This is a genomic window from Leuconostoc sp. UCMA20149 (genome assembly GCF_030400235.1).
Lineage (GTDB): Bacteria > Bacillota > Bacilli > Lactobacillales > Lactobacillaceae > Leuconostoc > Leuconostoc pseudomesenteroides.
This window is the reverse complement of record NZ_VJYC01000010.1, coordinates 39,552-60,951: the sequence shown is the minus strand read 5'-3', so window position 1 is coordinate 60,951 and position 21,400 is coordinate 39,552. Positions and strand designations below refer to the sequence as shown.

General features: G+C 40.1%; 23 protein-coding genes. 3 read left to right on the top strand and 20 right to left on the bottom strand.

Annotated elements, in window-relative coordinates:
* Nucleotides 1-13: 13 nt before the first annotated feature.
* The 6 genes from hpt to pth form a co-directional block, all read right to left on the bottom strand.
* Nucleotides 14-553 carry a hypoxanthine phosphoribosyltransferase gene (hpt, locus tag FF105_RS08345; RefSeq protein ID WP_010291323.1) on the bottom strand — a complete coding sequence of 180 codons (540 nt, stop codon included), beginning with the start codon at nt 551-553 and terminating at the stop codon, nt 14-16.
* Nucleotides 554-1,843 (bottom strand): tRNA lysidine(34) synthetase TilS, encoded by a 1,290-nt coding sequence (tilS, locus tag FF105_RS08340; RefSeq protein ID WP_290046630.1) that lies wholly within the window; start codon nt 1,841-1,843, stop codon nt 554-556.
* 34 nt (nt 1,844-1,877) lie between these two features.
* On the bottom strand, nt 1,878-2,276 hold the full coding sequence (locus FF105_RS08335) for an FtsB family cell division protein (RefSeq protein WP_031941245.1): 399 nt from the start codon (nt 2,274-2,276) through the stop codon (nt 1,878-1,880).
* Between the two features lie 77 nt (nt 2,277-2,353).
* Entirely contained in the window at nt 2,354-2,638 is a 285-nt protein-coding gene (locus FF105_RS08330) for an RNA-binding S4 domain-containing protein (protein ID WP_139968345.1), read from the bottom strand.
* 3 nt (nt 2,639-2,641) lie between these two features.
* On the bottom strand, nt 2,642-6,169 hold the full coding sequence (gene mfd / locus FF105_RS08325) for a transcription-repair coupling factor (protein ID WP_290046629.1): 3,528 nt from the start codon (nt 6,167-6,169) through the stop codon (nt 2,642-2,644).
* A complete protein-coding gene (pth, locus tag FF105_RS08320) occupies nt 6,170-6,736 on the bottom strand; it encodes an aminoacyl-tRNA hydrolase (RefSeq protein WP_004915057.1) in 567 nt (188 codons plus the stop codon).
* A gap of 117 nt (nt 6,737-6,853) precedes the next feature.
* On the opposite strand from pth, the gene cbpA reads away from it, so the two are divergent.
* A complete protein-coding gene (gene cbpA, locus FF105_RS08315) occupies nt 6,854-7,498 on the top strand; it encodes a cyclic di-AMP binding protein CbpA (protein ID WP_010291311.1) in 645 nt (214 codons plus the stop codon).
* A 76-nt stretch (nt 7,499-7,574) separates the two neighbouring features.
* Here cbpA and FF105_RS08310 read toward each other — a convergent pair whose 3' ends face one another.
* The 4 genes from FF105_RS08310 to FF105_RS08295 form a co-directional block, all read right to left on the bottom strand.
* A complete protein-coding gene (locus FF105_RS08310) occupies nt 7,575-8,462 on the bottom strand; it encodes a prenyltransferase (RefSeq protein ID WP_147652026.1) in 888 nt (295 codons plus the stop codon).
* A gap of 54 nt (nt 8,463-8,516) precedes the next feature.
* Complete coding sequence (locus FF105_RS08305) at nt 8,517-8,903, bottom strand: hypothetical protein (protein WP_010291306.1); 387 nt, start codon at nt 8,901-8,903, stop codon at nt 8,517-8,519.
* 63 nt (nt 8,904-8,966) lie between these two features.
* On the bottom strand, nt 8,967-9,605 hold the full coding sequence (locus FF105_RS08300) for a DUF421 domain-containing protein (RefSeq protein WP_010291304.1): 639 nt from the start codon (nt 9,603-9,605) through the stop codon (nt 8,967-8,969).
* Nucleotides 9,602-10,045 carry a DUF3290 domain-containing protein gene (locus FF105_RS08295; protein ID WP_010291302.1) on the bottom strand — a complete coding sequence of 148 codons (444 nt, stop codon included), beginning with the start codon at nt 10,043-10,045 and terminating at the stop codon, nt 9,602-9,604. The genes FF105_RS08300 and FF105_RS08295 overlap by 4 nt, the downstream gene beginning before the upstream one ends.
* A gap of 110 nt (nt 10,046-10,155) precedes the next feature.
* Here FF105_RS08295 and FF105_RS08290 point away from each other — a divergent pair, with 110 nt between their 5' ends.
* Both FF105_RS08290 and FF105_RS08285 read left to right on the top strand, forming a co-directional pair.
* Nucleotides 10,156-11,493, top strand: a complete 1,338-nt coding sequence (locus FF105_RS08290) for a C1 family peptidase (RefSeq protein WP_010291300.1) — start codon at nt 10,156-10,158, stop codon at nt 11,491-11,493.
* A gap of 28 nt (nt 11,494-11,521) precedes the next feature.
* Nucleotides 11,522-12,325, top strand: a complete 804-nt coding sequence (locus FF105_RS08285; RefSeq protein ID WP_010291297.1) for a DUF2785 domain-containing protein — start codon at nt 11,522-11,524, stop codon at nt 12,323-12,325.
* A gap of 145 nt (nt 12,326-12,470) precedes the next feature.
* Here FF105_RS08285 and FF105_RS08280 read toward each other — a convergent pair whose 3' ends face one another.
* The 10 genes from FF105_RS08280 to FF105_RS08235 all read right to left on the bottom strand — a co-directional run bounded on the left by FF105_RS08280 (nt 12,471) and on the right by FF105_RS08235 (nt 21,369).
* Complete coding sequence (locus tag FF105_RS08280; protein WP_010291296.1) at nt 12,471-14,039, bottom strand: MFS transporter; 1,569 nt, start codon at nt 14,037-14,039, stop codon at nt 12,471-12,473.
* The gene (locus tag FF105_RS08275; RefSeq protein WP_010291295.1) at nt 14,039-14,560 is read right to left on the bottom strand and encodes a PadR family transcriptional regulator; all 522 of its coding nucleotides are present in this window, start codon (nt 14,558-14,560) and stop codon (nt 14,039-14,041) included. The genes FF105_RS08280 and FF105_RS08275 overlap by 1 nt, the downstream gene beginning before the upstream one ends.
* Before the next feature lie 123 nt (nt 14,561-14,683).
* Entirely contained in the window at nt 14,684-16,300 is a 1,617-nt protein-coding gene (gene groL, locus FF105_RS08270; protein WP_010291294.1) for a chaperonin GroEL, read from the bottom strand.
* 28 nt (nt 16,301-16,328) lie between these two features.
* Nucleotides 16,329-16,613, bottom strand: a complete 285-nt coding sequence (groES, locus tag FF105_RS08265) for a co-chaperone GroES (protein WP_004914841.1) — start codon at nt 16,611-16,613, stop codon at nt 16,329-16,331.
* Between the two features lie 255 nt (nt 16,614-16,868).
* The gene (locus FF105_RS08260; protein ID WP_290046627.1) at nt 16,869-17,693 is read right to left on the bottom strand and encodes an EamA family transporter; all 825 of its coding nucleotides are present in this window, start codon (nt 17,691-17,693) and stop codon (nt 16,869-16,871) included.
* Nucleotides 17,694-17,803: 110 nt separating this feature from the next.
* A complete protein-coding gene (locus FF105_RS08255) occupies nt 17,804-18,259 on the bottom strand; it encodes a GNAT family N-acetyltransferase (RefSeq protein ID WP_010291291.1) in 456 nt (151 codons plus the stop codon).
* Between the two features lie 75 nt (nt 18,260-18,334).
* Complete coding sequence (locus FF105_RS08250) at nt 18,335-19,168, bottom strand: YitT family protein (RefSeq protein ID WP_010291288.1); 834 nt, start codon at nt 19,166-19,168, stop codon at nt 18,335-18,337.
* A 19-nt stretch (nt 19,169-19,187) separates the two neighbouring features.
* A complete protein-coding gene (locus FF105_RS08245; protein ID WP_010291286.1) occupies nt 19,188-19,556 on the bottom strand; it encodes a DUF956 family protein in 369 nt (122 codons plus the stop codon).
* Nucleotides 19,557-19,627: 71 nt separating this feature from the next.
* Nucleotides 19,628-20,542 (bottom strand): PTS system mannose/fructose/sorbose family transporter subunit IID, encoded by a 915-nt coding sequence (locus FF105_RS08240; RefSeq protein ID WP_010291284.1) that lies wholly within the window; start codon nt 20,540-20,542, stop codon nt 19,628-19,630.
* Nucleotides 20,543-20,556: 14 nt separating this feature from the next.
* Nucleotides 20,557-21,369: a PTS mannose/fructose/sorbose transporter subunit IIC gene (locus FF105_RS08235; RefSeq protein WP_010291281.1), complete on the bottom strand. Its 813-nt coding sequence runs from the start codon at nt 21,367-21,369 to the stop codon at nt 20,557-20,559.
* Nucleotides 21,370-21,400 lie beyond the last annotated feature (31 nt).

The following is a 21,400-nucleotide window of genomic DNA, read 5'->3' as shown; positions in this document are numbered from 1 at the left end:
AATTCCTCAATTTCTATTTGGTGTACACTTCTTTTTTCAAAATACCAACGTACGGTAAGTTCCGATAAAAGTCTTTGTAATCTAGACCATATCCGACCACAAATTGATTACGGACATCAAAGCCAATATAGTCAGCAGTTACTTCAACCTTACGTCCCTCTTTTTTGTCCAATAAAGTCGCAACTTTAATTGATCGCGCACCCCGTTTAGCCAGTAATTCTTTCATAAACAGCAAGGATTGACCAGTATCGACAATATCTTCTAAAATAATCACATCACGATTCTGAACATCTGACCGAATGTCTGTCACCAATGTGATTTCATCAGTACTTGCAACGCCGCCGTGATAACTAGAAATTTTAATAAATTCTAATTCTGCGTATAAATCAACCTCACGGATCAAATCAGCCGTCCAAAGGTAAGCACCTTTCAACACTGACAAGAACAAGGGACGCTCGCCTGCGTAATCTTCAGTAATTTGCTTACCTAAACGCTGGGCAGCTTGCTGAATGCTTGCCTGATCGTACAAGACTTCTTCTATATCGTTATCCACTTATGTTTCCTCAATTCGCCATACAAGCCAATTTGGCTGCGTATTTTGTTTAACAGTATATTCTGCACTGACACGCCATTCATCGTTGCGTACCTGCACTGCGACAATACGATCATCCGCCGTTGTAAGCACTAACATTGCTTCACGTTCTTGTAACGTTAGTTTTTCATCAATTGCTAGTCGTCTCAACTTTTTATGGCCGTTTATGAGAGCAATTTTATCACTAGCGTTAGCCAAACGCAAGCAAAGCACTGCCTTTTCGGAACCGATTGAAAATGCAACAGCAGAATCGTCAAGAATTGGCTCGTGATCAGTCCATAACCATGACTTATTTGCCAAAAAATACCGTTGATTCAATTTTAACATAAGTGGCGACAAAACTTGGTTCCTATTTTGCTCTTTTTGTAGTCCAAGTTGATTATAGCTTTTGACTAGTTGCACACCTTGATTCAAAGTAATACGACCATTTGGCTTTGAATCATTATTGAGAAGTTGAAGCGCTTGCAAAATTTGGCTCTCTTTAATATTAAATATTTGTTGTGCTTGCAACCAATATTTTAATGTAGGTGCCTGCCATGCCTGTGGAATCGTATGCCAAGACGCGATATTTTGCGCATAAATGGCAGCTTGTTCGTCAATTAAACGTTCTTGATTTTGAATTTGTTGCGCCATGTCATTAATATGTCGAACAGCTTGCGCATTAATGGTTGTGAGTTTTGGCAGCACATCATTACGCAATAAGTTTCTCGGCGTGTAATCGGGATCCGAGTTAGTACTATCTTCTCGCCATTTCAACTGATTACGATGAGCATAGGCAATTAATTCTTGTTTAGTCAACGTCAAAAAAGGACGAATAATACGGTTCGTTTTAGTCATCATGCCCGCCATCTGACGTAATTGACCACCTCTAATCATTTTCAATAAAACTGTTTCTGCCTGGTCATTAGCATGATGCGCCACGACGATGGTGTCCGTTTGATACCGATTTGCTAACGCATTAAAAAAATCATAGCGAAAAATTCGAGCTTCTTTTTCAACGGCATGATTAGGTCTGTTTTGCCAGTCACGCTGTTCAAAAATGACATTCATTTTTTGGGCTAGTTTGGCCACAAAAGACGCATCTGCATCGCTTTCTGGACGTAAATGATAGTTGACGTGCGCGACGACAATCCGGATTGGCATTTGCGCTAGTGCGTGGAGTAACACAACAGAGTCCACGCCACCAGAAACAGCCACAATAACCGTTGCTGGCCACGACTTTTGTTTAATTACTTGTTTAATTTTTTCCATTATTATGAAAAAGGCACCCCTTCGGGTGCTTCTCCTAGTTATTATCTGCAGGTAAGTTATAAATGATTTCGCCGGGTTTTGAGTAACCATATTTATCGCGTAGTAATTGTTGCAAATAAGTAGGATTTTTAAGACGCTTAACATTTGTCGCTAACTGCGTATTTGTTTTTTGAACGTGTTCCAAGCGATCCTGAGTTTTGGTCAGCTGCTGATTAGCCGCATGTAGTTTTACCTGACCAATCAATAATTGCACGGCAAAAATAGTCGCCACTAGCGCGCCAATCAATAAAATGTTTTTCTCGCGACGCGCATGGGCTCTACGATAATGCTTCGCTGCCTGTGCATTTGCTAATTCAGAATTTTGAATTTCACGTGCAATTGCTGGATTAAGTGGCGTAATATTTGATTGTTTTTTTTGTCTATAAACCGCCATGTGAATTTTACCTATAACAAGTGTCGCACGTTCTTTAACACTTTTCAACAATCTTTAGATTTGTTTAATAATTGTGCTTACTTTTCGTCACCGACTTCTCGAAAGTCTTGCGCATACGTTTCACGCAAAACTTCGTACATGTCAGCAGATTCTTCTTTTTTGGTCGTTTCCACAATCTTAACCACTTTAACAGTCACCGTTTTGTTACCAAAACGAATTTCAAGTTCATCGTTTGTAGCAACATCTGTTGAAGACTTTGCCACCTTACCATTAATTGAAATACGTCCCTGATCGGCAATTTCCTTTGCAACGGTACGCCGCTTAATTAAGCGAGAAATTTTAAGGTATTTATCTAAACGCATAAGTTACTCCTTTTCTAGTTCAGTTTGTTCTTTTTCAATCACGACTAATAGGAAATCTCTCAAAATATTGAGCCATATACTGCTTTCAGCAACATCATTAACGGTCAATATTACCTGCAAGTCACCTGATTCGGTTCGTACTGCTGCTTTCAGTGGCACATCTATGAGCGCTTCAAAAATCGTCTCACCTGATAACTTTGCCGTGGCTTGTGCATTAAATGTAATGGTTAACTGCTTACGTTGACGCCGTATATTGACAATTTGCGCTTGATCAGCTAATTGTTTAATCCGACCGACCAACAATAAGCGAGCCACTTCATCCGGCATTTCGCCAAATCGATCCAACATGTCCGCTTCAATATCTTCAAACACATCGTCTGTCTTTGCTTGCCGTACCCGTGTATAAAGTTCAATTTTTTGCGCATTATCACTGACATAATCGTCTGGTAAATAAGCTAGAACTCCTAAAATCAGCTCAGCATCTGTTTCTGGTTGATCTGAAGTAACAGCCTGCCCTTGCTTTTGAGCAACAGTGTCTTTCAACATCTGTGTATACATATCATAACCCACAGAGTCAATAAAGCCATGTTGTTGCTTCCCTAACAAATCACCCGCACCACGAATACTCAAATCACGCATTGCAATTTTAAAACCAGAGCCCAATTCAGTAAAGTCGCGAATTGCTTCCAATCGTTTTTCAGCTTCTTCAGAAGGTGTTCTAGTAAATGGATAAGTGAAATATGCATAAGCTAGTCGTGTTGATCTTCCAACCCGACCACGCAATTGATACAATTGTGACAATCCCATGTGATCAGCATTTTCCACAATTAACGTATTAGCGTTAGGAATATCCACACCAGTTTCGATAATTGTTGTTGTCACCAAAACATCATATTCACCATTCAAGAAATCATATAAAATACTTTCTAACTGTGTCTCAGACATTTGGCCATGAATTGCTGCCACTCTGGCACTTGGCACAAGATCTTCGATTTGACTCACAACACGATCTAAATCCATCACACGGTTGTGTAAATAGAAGACTTGGCCATCACGTGCAATTTCTTTTTCAATGGCATCACGTACCACAGTCCAATCAGCTTCCATGACATAAGTCTGAATGGGATAACGGTTGGCTGGTGGTGTCTCAATGACTGACAAATCACGTGCTCCGACCATTGCCATATTCAATGTTCTAGGAATTGGCGTCGCTGTCAATGTCAACACATCAACGCTAATGCGCAACTGCTTGAGGCGTTCTTTATGTTTGACGCCAAAACGTTGTTCTTCATCAATAATCAACAACCCTAAGTCAGCAAAGTTAACATCTTGACTCAACAAACGATGCGTACCAACCACAACATCTAATTCATGTGCCTTGAGCTGGCTAATCACTGCTTTGTTTTGAGATGGCGTCTGAAAGCGACTCAATACGCCAATTCTGATTTCTGGAAAATCGTCAAACCGCGCTTTCATTGTTTCATAATGTTGTTGTACCAAAATCGTTGTTGGTGCTAAAAAGGCAACTTGTTTCCCAGCACGAGCCGCTTTAAACACTGCACGTAAGGCAACTTCCGTCTTACCAAAGCCGACATCCCCGACCAATAAGCGATCCATTGGTCTGATTTTTTGCATATCAACTTTAATTTCTTCGATACTGCGAATTTGGTCTGGGGTTTCAGGATAGCGAAAGGCTGTATCAAACTTCAATTGCGCCGTATCGTCCGGTGGAAATGCAAATCCTTGTTGTGCTTCACGCTTGGCATATAATTCAAGCAAATCATCCGCAATATCTTCTATTTTTGCGGCAACTTGTCGCTTGGTTTTAGCCCATTCACTGCCACCTAACTTATTCAGCTTTGGTGCCTTAGCAGCATCTGACGCACCGATATATTTCTGAATTAAATTCAGTTGCGTCACTGGAATGAAAATCTTAGCGTTTTGTTGATAAGCAATTGATAGATAATCTTGCTTGCCACCATCTGCTTCAATGGTTTGAAGGCCTTCGTAACGTCCAATACCATGATTAATGTGAACGACATAATCACCAACGTTCAACTCATTATACGATTTCAAACGCTCTGCGTTAGCAATCTTTCGCGTACGTGGTGCTGTTTTGTGCGTTTGTGCAAATAATTCTCGTTGCGTGAATACTGTCAAATGCAACTGTGGCCACTCAAATCCCGTTGTCAACGCGCCAGACATAATCTGAACTTGATTAGGTAAAACTTCGGTTGTTTCAGTAATTGGTATTTTAAAATCAACAAGTGACGACGCAAAATCATGGCGCTGCTTGGCATCATCAATCATCAAAATGACTGTCGTCCCAGCTTCTTGTGCGTATGTTAAATCATTCTTGAGGGCATTGATTTGGCCATAATATTGGTTCGCTGGTCGCGTTGTTATTTCAACCATTGCATCAAATTTAATACGATTCAAACCACGTTGAAAGTTGGCCAAATATAAACTGGTGCGTTGATTATGCGCAATTTGATCAGCAATGTCAACACGCCACGTTTGGTGTGGCAATAATTGAAAGCTTTCAATTTGTTTGTCAATCCATTCTTGGTCACGGGTTAATTGCTGTAATCTTGTTTCGGTGAGACGCGTGTACTCATCAATCACTATCAAGGCGTCATCACGAAAATAATCGAGTAAGGTTGTTTGTCCATTGAAAAAATATTGCATATAAGGCAACAATTCCGGTCCACGTTCATGGGCATTTAGAACATGTTGTGTTAAAGCAAAACCGTCAGTAGCATGTTTTTTTGCAGCCCCATTTAGGCGGGTACGATTATCACTAAACGCGGTTTCAATGGCTAATTTAGCCTGATCGTATTGTGACTCTGACACAACAAAGTCAGTTGCTGGATCAATTGTTACTGCTTCTAAACTAGCGATGCTTTTTTGGCTTGTAACATCAAATTGTTTTAATTGATCTAATTCATCGTCAAAAAAATCCAAACGAATCGGATCGTTGGCTGTTAGCGGATAAATGTCAATGATTGAACCACGTTGCGCGAACTCACCGGGTGTTTGTACGAGCTTTACTGGTGAGTACCCCATCATCATCAACGTGTTCTTGATCTCTGAAAATTCATAGGTCTCACCAACGTGAATCGTCAAGCGAGCAGCCGTCACGGTTGCCATATCAGGCAGTAGACGTTCTGCACCCGCTAAATTAGTCACAACTATCATAGGTTGACCAGTCACGAGTGCCATCAGTGTTTGTAAACGCTGCAAGCGTAATTCTGATGAACTAATCGCCATCTCCGTTGCCACTGATTCTTCTGCTGGAAATTGGTATACATCATCAACTAATGCAGCAACGTCAAAATAAAGTTGTTCCGCGTGTGTTTGTGTGTCAGCAATGACCAGAATTTGACGGGGATTAGCATTAAAAATAGCGGCAATGCTTGCTGCCTTTACTGTGCCATTCACGCCTAAAAGCAACTGTGTTGCGGCACCAGTTGCTTGTTTGACAATTGTTTGAATTGTATCTGTTTGACTTAAATATTTAACTAAACTCATTTACCCGTTATATTGATTGCTTAACTCGGCGATTGTTGCCCCGTTGATCCAATCAGAAATGGCCTGCGTGCTGCGTGCAAGCATTGTCTCGACGATTTCTGACTCTGCTTTTGAAAAATGACCCAAAACATAGTTAATCACCACTTGTTTTTCATGCTCTGGGTGTCCCAGTCCAAACTTCAAGCGCAAAAATGTTTGTGAATCTGTGTGCGCCATAATACTTTTGAGTCCATTGTGTCCACCGGCTGATCCTTTCGCACGAAAACGTAATTTGCCAAAGGGCATATCCATGTCATCAGCTAACACCATGATATCAGTCACATCACCATCATAGTAATCTAAAATTGCCCGAACCGCTTTACCTGAATCATTCATATAAGTGGTCGGCTTGACCAGCATAACTGGTACGCCATCAACTTGAATTTTAGCGGTTAATGCAAACTGCTTTGTTGGTGAAAAAGTTGCATTGTGAGCAGCCGCAAAAGCATCAATTGCCATGAATCCAATGTTATGACGCGTCTGATCGTACTTTTCACCAATGTTTCCTAACCCAAAAATAAATTTCATAATGACTATTTCTTTCTATAATTTCACTTCTTCCAGTATACCACGCGCGCAGCGTGATTTTGTGTTATCATATTGTATGGCGGTTTCATGATAAAAAAATTAGATTAGGACACGAATATGTTTCAAAAATCTTTAGTTATCCCAAAATCACAATTGACCACTGTGACCGAAAATACGACAATTCAAGAAGTTTATGATATTTTCGATAATCCAGACAACGCTCACACTCGCACCATGCCTATATTAGATGAGTCTGGACGCCTTTTTCGTGGGAACATTTATAAACAACACGTCTTTGAACACATTGCCAAAGGCGGTGATATGAGTTTGCCAGCAACGGCTATTATGCGCAACTCAACTAAATTTATTTATACCACAAGTAAATTCTACGAGGTTTTCTTTGCCATTCGCGATTTACCTTTTATAGCTGTTTTAGATGAAAATCATCAATTTTATGGCATTTTCACACACGATGCTTTAATGGATTTATTATCTCAAAGTTGGTCTGTTCGCTCTGGCGGTGTTGCTATCGCTGTGGCAACACATAATAAGCAGGGTGATCTAAGTAAAATATCGAAGATTATCACTCGTTACTCAAACGTCGAATCTTTATTAACGATTCGCTCTGAAGGTAAACCGTTGACCGTTCTTTTCACATTACCCCTACAGGCAGAAAGTGAACAGTTAGACAAGCTTATCAAACATTTAGAAAAAAAACAATACACTGTTGATAGTGTCGAAAATTTAAATCGCTTCAAATAAAAAATCTGTGACATACAATGCGGATTTAAAAAGTTACGCTAACTTTTTAAATCCACGTTAAACATCACAGATTTTTTTATAACCATATACCAGCCATAATCACAACGGTCATCCCCAACATCACAACAACCAAATTTTTAATGGCCAAAACAAATGTCTCTCTTTTGATTGGGCGGTCTACAAAGCCCTTGGCATTTTTTAAGACAATTGGTAACAGTGCAATCATAGCGTATGTCGTAATTGGTAACCAGCCCACACTTGTAGCAATCAGCAATTCAACAAACGCCAAAATGGCAAAAAAAACATACATGCGCTTAGCCAACGCAATCCCCATATAATGGACCAATGTATGTCGATTATTGCTTTCATCCTCATCATGATCGGCAATATTATTCGCAAACATAATTTCTGCAATAAATATCACCAACGGGAAACTGACAATAAACCATTGAAACAAGACACTCACCGTTGGTGTCATTCTCGTGTTGACGTACACTTGTGCCACAAATATAAAGTATCCCATTGTAATACCTGAGACAATTTCACCAAACGGCGTATTGGTAATTGGCTTTGGACCGGCAGAGTACAAATAACCAATCACAAAACTCAAAATACCAATAATCCATGTCACATAGTCAGTCAACAACGCCACTGTAATGCCCGCTAAAACAGCAATTAACGCCAACCACATGGCAACATGTAAAACTTGTTTATCAGTAATCACCTCACCAGCAGCTTGTTCCCTCAAAAAATCGTTTGCTTTTTGTCGCTTATTATCTTCATAGCGATTGAACGTATTCACCGCAAGATGCACACTGACAGTCGCAATAATCAATAATGCAGCGTTTAACCAATTTAATCTGCTATACTGCCATTGACTGTACACCAATCCGACCAAAAGAGGCGCAACACTAGGAATCACCACGCGAATTTCAACTAAATCTAAAAATTGTTTTGGTGTCATCATTTCAAAAATCCTCTGATATTCATTGTATCAGAAAATAAAAACGCGACACAATTAAAGTGCCGCAACAAAATCATCAAATTGCTGATCTAAAGCTTGAAAATAAGCGTCTCGTCCTTTTTTAGGTGCTTCCAAAACATACCCTAAGAGAAAATCTTGTACATCGTCATTAGTAATCAGTGACATAAAGGCTAACAAGTCAGCTTCCGTGGGTAATTCTAGATTCTTCTTTAGAATCATAATACCAACATCACCAAATAAAAGATCTGCCTGAAAACCTGTTGGTCCGCCTTTGATAGCGACAAAAATATTCTCGTCATGGTCAATCCAAACTCTTAGCTCATCTTGGCTTTCAGCTAGAAAAGGTAATTGGGCTCTTTCCGCAGCATGCGTCAGTGCCGCCAGTTGTTGCTTATCCGTTAATCCTACTTGTTTTGTCATTTGTTGCACCTTCTTCTAAGCTAATCATGATACTTTTTAGCCTAAAATGCAAGCGTTTACACTTTAATGACGTTCGTATGGTGTTAAACGCACCTGTCCGTCAAGATACTCGCCAACAAAAATATCACTGACTTGCTCATATCCTTGTCGCTTGACCTCGTCTGCCAACCATTCTGAATCACGACCAATTAAATCAAGTAAATCAGCGTTAATTTGGCCATCAAAAATGATGGGATACTTCATATTTTCTTCACCTTCAAGAATCACGGTTAGTTGACCATTCTGCTCTAGAACGGCACGCTTAACTTTGGAAAGATCGTAAACACTTTGCGCACGTAATTTAAACATCAAGTCATTCGCAGATAGACCGGCACGCAACACATTTTTAATAGCTACTTCACCACGCTCAACCACTACTTTTGGCTGTCCGTCAATAAGGAGCTTGACGAAGTGATTATGTTCTTTCATGAATTTGACCGTCATCACCAACATTGTCCAAATGATCAGCACAATGGTGAATTGAAACACAGTGATAGTGTCAGAGTAAATGACGGCACCAATAATGCCACCTAAAACGTAGTTTTGCACTTGATCCAGTGCATTAGTTGGTGCCAAATTGCCTTTGCCCATAATATTGATTTGCACGATTAAGGCAAATAGACCAATGGCAAGCTTCGTTAAAATTGGTAAATAAATACTCATTTGACAACCTTCACTTCCGGATTAACTAGATAAGCACGCGTTAAACTATAGGATTGCTGATCTGCACTAATAGTGACACGATAATATTTTTTAGACATTTTAACAATCATGCCATCACTGACAGCTTGCGTGTTAAAAAATATCTTATCTTTCGCAACACCCTGTGTCGTCGCAAATTCACTGACAAATGAAGCCATTTGGGTTTGTTGATCATCACGTGATTTGGCTTGCTGATAGTCCGTATATCGAGCACCCGCCAAAAAAAGAAATAATAGCAACGCAATAATACTTAAGTCACGATAACGTGTTTGCATACGATTCCGCAAAAACGCCACTGCACCAACAGCCATGAACACAAAAGCAATCACCATCAAATAAATGCCGATTGTATCATTAATGTTAGTTTGTTGTACCAAATACTTGGCAGAATAAAAAGTCATCGTATATTACCTCGGTAATTATCATACCACACAACAAATTGCTGACACCGTCCCTTGAAGCACATCTTAAAAAGCGCTATATTGGACTTATTATTAAAAAGGAGTTCATTATGTCTTCAGAAATTACAACACAATCAATTGCACAATTCCGTGAAGCAACAGCAACGTCACAAAATGCAGTTGTTCGCCGTGCCGTCACCAAAAATGGTATTAACAATGCAAGTTACAATCAAGAGGTTGTTAATGCCAACGTGCCAACTTTCGCCATTGACCTTGATACAGGCAAAGTCGCTAATCAAAAACAATCTGGTCGTTGCTGGATGTTTGCTGCTTTGAATACCATGCGTCATGACATGAAAGATATGTTTCATCTCAGCGACGAGTTCCAATTGTCTCAAAGTTACACTTTTTTCTGGGATAAATTTGAAAAAGCTAATTACTTTTATGAAAATATTTTAAACACTGCCAATGAACCACTGGATTCACGTCGCGTCGCTTTCTTATTAGCAACGCCACAACAAGATGGCGGTCAATGGGATATGATTGTTGCCATCATCGACAAGTATGGTGTTGTACCACAATCAGCTTATCCAGAGTCCCAAGCCTCTTCTGCGTCAAAAGAGTTTAACACGACATTCAACACACTTTTGCGCCACGATGCTGTTATTTTGCGGGAACTAGTAGCTAATCACGCCGGTGAGCAAGAAATTGCAAATACACGTCAGAAAATGTTGGCTAATGTCTACCGCGTCTTGTCAATTACATTTGGTGAACCACCAGTTAAATTTGACTTTGAGTATCGTGATGAATCACAGAACTTCCACATTGAGCGTGATTTGACACCTCAAACCTATTTCGACAAATTTGTTGGTTGGGATTTGGGCAATTACGTTTCAATTATTAATGCGCCTACTGATGACAAGCCATTTAATGCCACTTATAATGTTGATATGCTTGGCAACGTTGTCGGTGGACGAGAAGTTAAGCACCTCAACGTGACTATTGATAAAATGAAATCACTTGCTATTGCACAATTGAAAGCAGGTCAAAGCGTCTGGTTTGGTGTTGATATGGGACCTCAAGTAGATCGCGACAATGGTCTGATGGCGGACGGCGTCTTTGCAACTGATTCACTATTTGACATTGATTCAACAATGACAAAGGCCCAACGCCTTGACTATGGCGAAAGTTTAATGACACATGCTATGGTATTGACCGGTGTTGATTTTGACGAAAATGGTCAACCAACCAAGTGGAAAGTCGAAAATTCATGGGGTGAAAAAGCCGGTAAAAAAGGATATTTCACAATGTCTGACGAATGGATGAGTGAATATGCCTACCAAGTTGTGGTCAAAAAAGAATTCCTCGGCGCTGACTTAGTCGATATTTATGATAACGCTACGCCAAAATTGCTCGCCCCTTGGGACCCAATGGGTGCATTGGCTTAATATTTGGATTAAGGAGTGAACATTTGGCATGTCGCTAAAAGAAAAATTGCAATGGCTAAGTCAATCTGAAGGCCAATCTATTCCAGACGATTTGTTAGATCAGATGATTACAAATATTGGCTCACTAGATTCAGAACTCCGGGACACGTTAAATTACAACCTATTTGCAGAGGCAGTGACAGCTGGCAACTTAACATTAAAGCAACAGCAAGAAGTAACACAACGTTTGTTGCGTAATCGATTTTTACTCACCAACATTGATAATTCTCAGGACAATGAGTCCATTTTCAAAAGAAGTTTTACGGCACTCTTTTTGGCAGCGTTAGCTTATCGCCACAATAACTCACCATTTTTGTCGCAACAACAAGAACGAGAACTTATTAAGCAAACCATTTCTTATTTGCAATTAGAACATGATTTCAGAGGTTTAACTTTACACGGCTGGGCTCATGGTATTGCACACAGCGCTGATTTGATTGATGAAATCATTAATTTTCAATCATTAAATCACCAAGATATTATTGCATTCTTGACTGCAATTAAAAATGTATTGCATCGTCCATTTTTGCTCACAGCCGATGAACCTGGGCGTTTGGTCATACCCGTTCAGCATTTGAGTCATACCAAATTGATAACTGATGAAGAGTTGACAGAATGGCTAACAGACCTAAACCATATTAATGCAGATGAATTTGATGCTTATGGTAATGTTTCGTTGTTCATGGTTAAATTACAGTCTTTATTGCTTATCACGGAAAATCCTGACCACTCTCTTTCAGAAACTGTGAGTTGTATCATTAAAAACAATTATCAACGTTTTGGATATCTTTAATGCCAATATTAAACAGAAACATACTGTTGTTTTCAACTAACCGTTTTGGGTCACTTTGATGACAATTTTTCAATCTTTAACATAAATAAAAACGCGACATATCGGGTGTTCATCATCCGGTATGCCGTGTTTTTATTTTGTACCATTATGAAGGATTATTGCCACCTGTTTTGATCAGAATTGCAGCGAGAACACCACCAATAATCAACAGAATCGCATCCAAACGTGTAACATTGATGAAACCATAATCAAATGCTTGTCGAACAGCTAATTCTAACTCATGAGCATAAGGTGTAGCTAAAACACGCTTGCTAGTAATAATTGCATGACCAGAAAACGGTCCTGCCTCAACCAAGACTTTGTGTAATGCCGTGATGATAGCATTCGGTACATGACTTAAAGTAACAAAATGATGTGTCAACCCTGTTTGATAGCCATCGGCCAATCGCAATCCTTGGAACACCACACCAAAACTAACCCCAACTTGCATGAAAGTCGAAATCATGCCCGAAGCCATTCCCATTTGATAAGGTTGGACCGACGACATCGCCGCTGTTGTCATTGGCGGATTTATCGAGCCACCTCCGATACCAATAATAATAAATGCAGGCCAGAAATCAGCAAATGTCGCTGTCTCGCTCGTCAATGCGCTCAAGGTAAACAAGCCAATTCCTATAAAGAAGGCTGAAAATGCCAGCATATAGCCATGTCGTAAACGATTTGTCAACATACCAGCGATTGGTCCTAAAATCAGTGAGAAACCTGATATAGTTGCTTGACGCAACCCAGTTTGCCAAGCTGTATAGCCGACATAGTTTTGCATAAAGGTAGAAAGGTAAGCAAAAAAGCCATACAAACCAGCACCCAAGAAAAATGCAATAATAACTGCACCTGTAAATGAAGATGATTTGAACATGCTCAAATCCATCATGGGATTTTTAGCAGTCTTTTGTCGCCAAATGAACAATGCAAACAAGATAACAGCTGCTGCCAAGTAGCCAGCCACTTGAAGCTCACCCCAACCCCAATTAGTGTGCATTTCCTTTTGAACCAAGCCAAAAACCAAAGAAAAAATTGTCCCAGCAGATAACAGCATACCCAAAAAATCGACTCGGCCACTAGCATGATGGACCTGTTTGTTAGAAATGAAAAGCCATGCCAAAATCAATGTTACGACGCCAACCGGCAAATTAATTGTGAAAATAGATTGCCATGAAAACGCATCAACAAGCCAACCACCTAACAGTGGACCCGAAGCAGTTGAAAGACCAATAATTGAGCTCAAAATGCCCAAAGCAATACCACGCTCTTTGCCATCAAAACTTGTGCCAATTAAAGCAAATGATAGTGACATGAGTGCAGATCCACCAATAGCTTGGATTGCACGGAAAATATGTAACATGCCAATGGTCGTTGATGCAGCATCAAGCCCAGAACCAATCGTGAAGATAACTAGTCCAATCATAAACATCAATTTGCGACCGTATAAATCACCCAGTTTTGCCCAAATTAACAACAAGACTGAAAAAACAATTGTATAAGAGGAAATGACCCATTGTAAATCAGAATATGATGCATTCAAACTCGTTTGAATGCTAGGTAAAGCAACATTGACAACTGTCGTGTCAATCAAAGCCATAAACACCCCAAGTGAAATTGCAATTAACGCTAACCAGCGCTTAGGGTTTGTTTTTTCGTGTCCTGAATTTTGCATTATTCTAACTCACTTTCAATCTTGTCGACATATTCTAAATATGTGTTGGCTAAATCAATTTGCAACTGATTCAATCTTCGCGCAGAGGGCAAAAAAGAGGCGCCTGCATGTCGACTTTCTAAATCAGCCAAATGATCCTTGTAACCATCACGTTGCGCTAATTTTTCCGAACGAAAATCATTGATGATTTGATGTGCCAATTGTTCATCAACCAATTCCAAGCCAGATAATTTAAATAAATAAACATCGTCTAAATGCGCATTTTGTTGTACTGGCGCTTTCATTAATTCATCAAAACGAGCTCTCCCAGCGGACGTGACATGTATTTTTTTCTTGCCACGCCAATCAAGATCATCTGTCATCACAATTGTTCCAGCAGCTTTCATCTTGTCCAGCAAGGGATACAAAACACCAAAACTAACTTTTCGATGAGCGCCCAAAATATTTTCCAAGACAAAACGTAATTTATATGCTGAGCGGTCCGTGAATAGCAACTGACCTAAAATATATAGTTCATACATAAAGCACCCCTTGTGTATCTAATAGATATATCCATTCCAATATATTATATCTATTAGATACACTTGTCAAGTTTTTTTCAAATAAAAAAACAACCCCATTACGGGTTGCTGTTAAATATGTCCTTACATCATACCTGGCATACCACCTTGTGGCATTGCAGGTGCTTCTTCTTTAGGTTGTTCTGCAACAACTGCTTCAGTTGTTAGCAACAAAGCTGACACTGAGGCGGCATTTTGCAAAGCTGAACGCGTTACCTTGGTTGGATCAACGATACCAGCAGCAATCATATCAACCCACTCGTCAGTAGCAGCATTGTAACCAAAGCCTTCTTTTTGATCTTTGAGCTTGTTGACAATGACTGAGCCTTCCAAGCCTGCGTTTTCAGCAATTTGGCGAACTGGTGATTCAAGCGCCTTAATCACTGTGTTAATACCAGTCTGCACATCACCAGTTTCAGACAATGCCTCAACAGCTGAAATGGCGTTAACCAAGGCTGTACCACCACCAGCAACGAATCCTTCTTCAACGGCAGCACGTGTCGCATTCAAAGCATCTTCAATACGATACTTACGTTCTTTCAATTCAGTTTCTGTGGCCGCACCAACATTAATGACGGCAACACCACCAGCTAACTTTGCCAAACGTTCTTGTAACTTTTCACGATCAAAGTCAGAAGTTGTTTCTGAAATTTGTTGTTTCAAAGTTACCACACGTTCTGCTGTAGCTTGCTTATCACCAGCACCTTCAACAATAGTTGTATTGTCCTTAGTAACATTAACCTTAGCAGCTGATCCGAGTTGTTCGATTGTAACATCTTTCAAGTTTAGACCAAGATCATCGGTAATTACTGTACCACCAGTCAAAATGGCAATATCTTCAAGTTGCGCCTTACGACGGTCACCAAATCCAGGTGCTTTTACAGCTACAACGTTGAATGTACCACGCATCTTGTTCAAAACCAATGTTGGCAATGCTTCACCAGTAATATCGTCAGCAATGATCAACAAAGCACGACCTTGTTCAACGACACTCTGCAAAACTGGCAAAATGTCTTGAATGTTACCAATCTTCTTGTCAGTGATCAAGATATATGGATTGTCCAAGTTGGCTTCCATCTTGTCATTATCAGTAACCATGTATTGTGACATATAACCGCGATCAAATTGCATACCTTCAACAACGTCCAATGTTGTTTCAATACCCTTTGATTCTTCAATTGTAATGACACCGTCGTTGCCGACTTTGTCCATTGCTTCAGCAATCAAATGACCAACTTCTTCATTAGCAGCTGAAATTGAAGCAATTTGGGCAATTTCATCTTTAGTGTTGACCGTATGTGACATTTCGTGCAACTTGGCAACTGCTGCCGCCGTTGCTTTTTCAATACCAGTGCGAATACCAACAGGATTAGCACCTGCCGTCACGTTTTTCAGACCTTCACCAACGATAGCTTGCGTCAAAACTGTGGCTGTTGTTGTACCATCACCGGCGATGTCGTTAGTTTTTGAAGCAACTTCAGCAACTAACTTAGCGCCCATATTTTCAAAGTGATCTTCTAATTCGATTGCCTTAGCAATTGTCACACCATCGTTAGTAATGGTTGGTGCACCATAAGATTGCTCTAAGACAACATTACGACCTTTAGGTCCAATTGTTGTTTTAACTGTATCAGCTAACTTATCAACGCCGGCCTTCATCTTAGAACGTGCGTCTTCTGAAAACTTTAATTCTTTAGCCATGATTTAACTATCTCCTTTGATTTGATTATTATTCAACGATTGCAACAATGTCTTTTTCATGAAGTGACAAGTAATCTTGTCCTTCAAATGACACTTCTTGCCCTGCATACTTATCAAACAAGACTTCATCGCCTACTTTAACTGTCAAATCGCGAATTGTGCCATCATTCAAGACATAACCCGTTCCCGCAGCTACAACTTTGCCAGTAACAGGCTTGTCTTTAGCATTACTTGCCAACACAATCCCACCGACAGTTTGTTCTGCAGCTTCCGTTACTTCAATAATCACACGATCACCTAATGGCTTCAACATGGATTCATACCTCCGAGATTTTTTTCGCTTTAGCACTCTATATATGTGAGTGCTAACTACAACTATTAGTATATCACGCTGGTTGCAAATGTCAACATTTTTTGATTGAAAATATCAAAATTCAACGTCTATTTTTAAATAAAAAACTCGTCGGTCTTTTTATCACCCACGAGTTATGATTCTATTGGTAAATATTTTTTTGAGCGGTAAACTAATCAACAAAATCGTTGACAAAATGAGTAAAATGCCAATCAACTACAAGCTTCTCAAGTGAGTCCCTAGTAATGTCACCGACAAGGTCGTTGCTACTAACGGTTCAATCGTGCCCAGCAAACTAGCAGACGATGGTTTTAGACCTGCTAGGCTCATGACGTACAGTGCATACGGTATCAACGTTCCAAATAAAACAATTGCGAGAACAATCCAGAAATCTTGCCAGTCAACAGCCCTCGAAATATGCCACACTGGATGTATGAAATTAGCGACCAGTCCACCTATTAATAATCCCCAACCCACAATAACTAAAGGTGGGGTTTGATGTAACAGCGGTTTTGGGATCAAGGTATACCCTACCAAACCAAACGCTGATATAATACCCCAATAAAGTGCTCTTGGATTGATTTTCAGATGGTTAATGTCACCATTAGTTACTAACAAGAAGACACCCAATAATGCCAAAACAATCGCAACAAACTCAACGCGCGATGGCCACCGTTTACTAAATATACTCATCAACACAACAATGATCGCCGGTCCGAGTGATTGCAACACTGTTGCTGTGGCTGCATCCCCATAATAAACCGACAAAAAGAAACTTGATTGCGCCAGCAAAACACCAAAAAGACCAAACAAAATGATCAAAAATGCTGTGTTTTTATGCCGCCAAACCGAAAAAACAGCCTCTTTAGTAAAGAAAGTCAGCACACAAAGTAAAATCGCACCTGCACACAACATTCTAACGCCCACTAGCCATTCTGGTGCCACCGTCGCTTGTCGAAATAAAATACTAGCCAGTATGCCACTAATACCAAATAAAGTTGCACTGATAATACCACAAATTATACATTTAAAAGATGACATATCATGACCCTCAATCCCCAAATTAAAAAATTCACACGTGATTTTATATTATCACATTTTTTATTAAGATTGCAGTATCAATGATAAAAATGTCATTTTATGGTCAACAGTTATGAAATTAGTTGACAAGTTAATGTTAGTGACCGTTGCGCCGATAACATATCAAAACCATTATGCCGATAAAATTTTTCAGCCGGCGTATGACTTTCTGTCTCTAAAATAATGGCAGGAATATCATTTTTTATCAAATCATTTTTGATTGAAGCGAGTAATTCAGTTCCAACGCCTTGTCCTTGATAGTTCGCATCAACAAAAAAATTATCCAACTGATATTCAACACCCAAATGCCAAGGTTTCACATACCCTAGTGCCATGGCTATGATATGGTCAGATTTTTTATAAACATAGCAGCGATTAGTATTCATTTGTAAAAGACGTGTGATATAGCGAAAAATATCGTCATAGTCATTCTGCTCACACCAAGGTGCCTTCGAAAATACGTCAATATATAACGTTGTTGCTTGTGCAATGTCGTCAGTAGTCAAAAATGTAATTTCGGGTTTCATAATGTTTTTTCCTCATTAAACATCTTAGCATATTCATAAAAAAACAAAAAAGACATGAATGGCTAATTCATACCTTTAAAGAAATGTACCGCCATGCGCTTCACTAATGTCATACGCAATTGTGAACGCCTCGGGATCAACCTCGTGAATGCCTCGTAGAAAATGATTGTATTCTTGATTGTCCAAGACAACCATCAACATTTCTCGGCCATCACCCATGTAACCGCCTCTAACATCCATAATCGTAAAACCCTTGTCCCCATCTAGCAAATACTGTTTTAATTCGTCAATTCGCTCATTAGTCGTAATATAAACCATTTTGCGTCGGTCTAAACCTGTCTCAATATAATTCATCACAAACGCCGTGATTACCAATGAAAACAATGCTAAAATAAGCGCTTCAAGCCCTTGCGTCACTAAATTACCTAATGACACTACTGTATCAATTGCTAGTAAAGACAAGGCTGGTGTAATACGAAAGTATTTTTTTAGAATCATCGGTGGAACAGCTGTACCGCCACTCGAAGCATCAATACGATACAAAAGTGCGACACCAACAGCAAAAATACTGCCACCAACCAAAACAGCTAAGGTACGATCTGTTAGAATTTGAAAACTAGGTGTAATTTTCAGTAAAACAGGTAATAAAAAACTGCCCAACGCAATGCGGGCTGTGGTGCCACGATCCAAAAAGATTGCCGCCAAAACAATCATGATCATATTAACTACTAATACCGTAATGGCACGATCGACGCCGGTTAATTCATTGACCAAAATAGCAAAACCTGTGGCGCCACCTGCAGCAACCTTTGCCGGCGCGTAGAAGAAGTTAATGCTAACAGCCACAATTTCTAAGGCTAGAATAATCGTAAAATATCGTATAATTTGACTTTTTTGTAATTGCTTCATCTAGTGTCCTACTGACGTCTTAAGCGTCCTTTTGTTTCTTAAAGCGCGCCAACACACTGCGCCACAGCGTCGGCTGGCGCAACACTTTTTCATCTCCAAGATGTTCTCGCATAATTTTAAGTACTTTGCCAGATTCTTTTGCGGAAAAATCAAAATTTCCACTGTCAGTGGTTACCCTGAAACGACGCCCTATGTGTGTCTTGCTGACTTGTGCATAAACAGCCTTAACATTGGCCCATGGAATTTGGATGTAATCAGCGACATTATTTTCATTAAAAAATTCGAAAGCTTGATCGCCAATTAAAAAGTGTCCGTACTTTGCACCCATACCTAGATACGAAATACCCTGAGTTGTTAATTCTGCTGTCTTGTTTAAAGATTGTACCATAATCTACTCCATTAAACGTATGTACTGACAAAAGTGCTCGTCAATAAGGCGAGCACTTTTTGTCAAAATTTTTACATGATGTGGAAGGCATGCATTGCGATACCAAAGATAAAGATACCAATGATCATCACGATTGGTGATACCTTTTTCTTCAACAACCACATTGCCAAGAATGTCAACAGCAATCCCATCAATCCAGGAATCAAACTATCTAAATTGGCTTGCAACGTGTTAGGGACAACCTTTGTCAATGACAAACCTGACGCTTGTTCACCTAAAATCTTTTGCAACTGCTCACCAGAGACTGGTCCGTTAGGGAAGTTGATATAAGCGCCTTTTGCTAACTTCTTAGCAGGCAATTCTAGGATAAACTTAATTGATACCCAACGTTCAACCAAAACAGCCAAGATGAACATACCAAGAATCGAAGCACCCTTAGTGATGTCTTTCAACAAACCACCAGACAAATCTTGTGTAATAGCACTTCCAGCTTTGTAACCAAATTCTTGTGTATACCACAAGAATGCCATACGAATAACGTTCCACAAAACGAAGAATAAGATGGGACCAAGGATATTACCAGTCATGGCAAGTGAAGCACCTAAGGCACCCAGGATTGGTCGTACAGTAAACCAGAAGACTGGATCACCAATTCCGGCCAAAGGTCCCATCATACCAACCTTAACACCTTGAATCGCAGTATCATCAATTGGCGCACCATTGGCACGTTCTTCTTCCAATGCCAATGTCACACCAATGATTGGTGAAGCAACATAGGGATGTGTATTAAAGAATTCCAAGTGTCGCTTCAATGCGCTGGCACGGTCCTCTTTTGACTTATATAATTTTTTAATCGCTGGAATCATGGCGTAAGCCCAACCAACGTTTTGCATACGTTCGTAGTTCCATGAACCTTGCAAGAACTGTGAGCGCCAAGCAACTGACAAACGATCTTTTTGCGTTAATTCAATTTTTTCTGCAGCCATCATGTTGCTCCCTTCTAGTACTCGTTCAAGATGTCGCCGACTGGGTCACCGCCATTCGAACCACCGCCATTTGAACCGCCACCGTTACCACCCATCTTTGATAGGTTGATGTAAATCAAAGCAATGGCAACACCAATGGCACCAAGAGCAATCAAAGTCAATTGACTAACCGCAGCCAACGCGAAACCAATAGCGAAGAATGGCCAAACTTCACGCGTAGCCATCATGTTGATTACCAAAGCATAACCAACGGCAACAACCATACCACCACCAATGGCCATACCACCAGTTAGCCATTCGGGCATTGATGTCAAAGCGCTCTTAACGGCTGCGGCAGGCACAGCGATCAAAATTGCGGCAGGAATAGCAATACGCAATCCCTGTAATAGCAAACCAAACAAGTGAAGACTTTCAATGGTACGGAACTTACCTTCTTTGGCAGCCGCATCGGCACCATGAGTTAATCCAACGGCAATAGTACGCACGACCATTGTTAGGAACAATCCAGCAACAGCCAATGGAATAGCTGTCGCAACGGCAACTGATATTCCTGTTCCAGAGAAGTCGCCACCTTTGACCATTATGATCGAAGATGCAACAGAGGCCAAGGCAACATCGGGCGCAACAGCGGCACCGATGTTAGCCCATCCAAGCGCGATCATCTGCAAGGTTCCACCTAAGATGATACCGGCTGTTAAATGACCTGTAACCAAACCAATCAAAGTCGCTGATACTAGCGGCTGATGAATCTGAAATTGATCCAAGATACCTTCCAACCCTGCAAAGAAGGCAATGATTACGACTAAAATTATCGCAATAGTAGACATATTTAGACACCTTTCTTAATTAAACATTTTA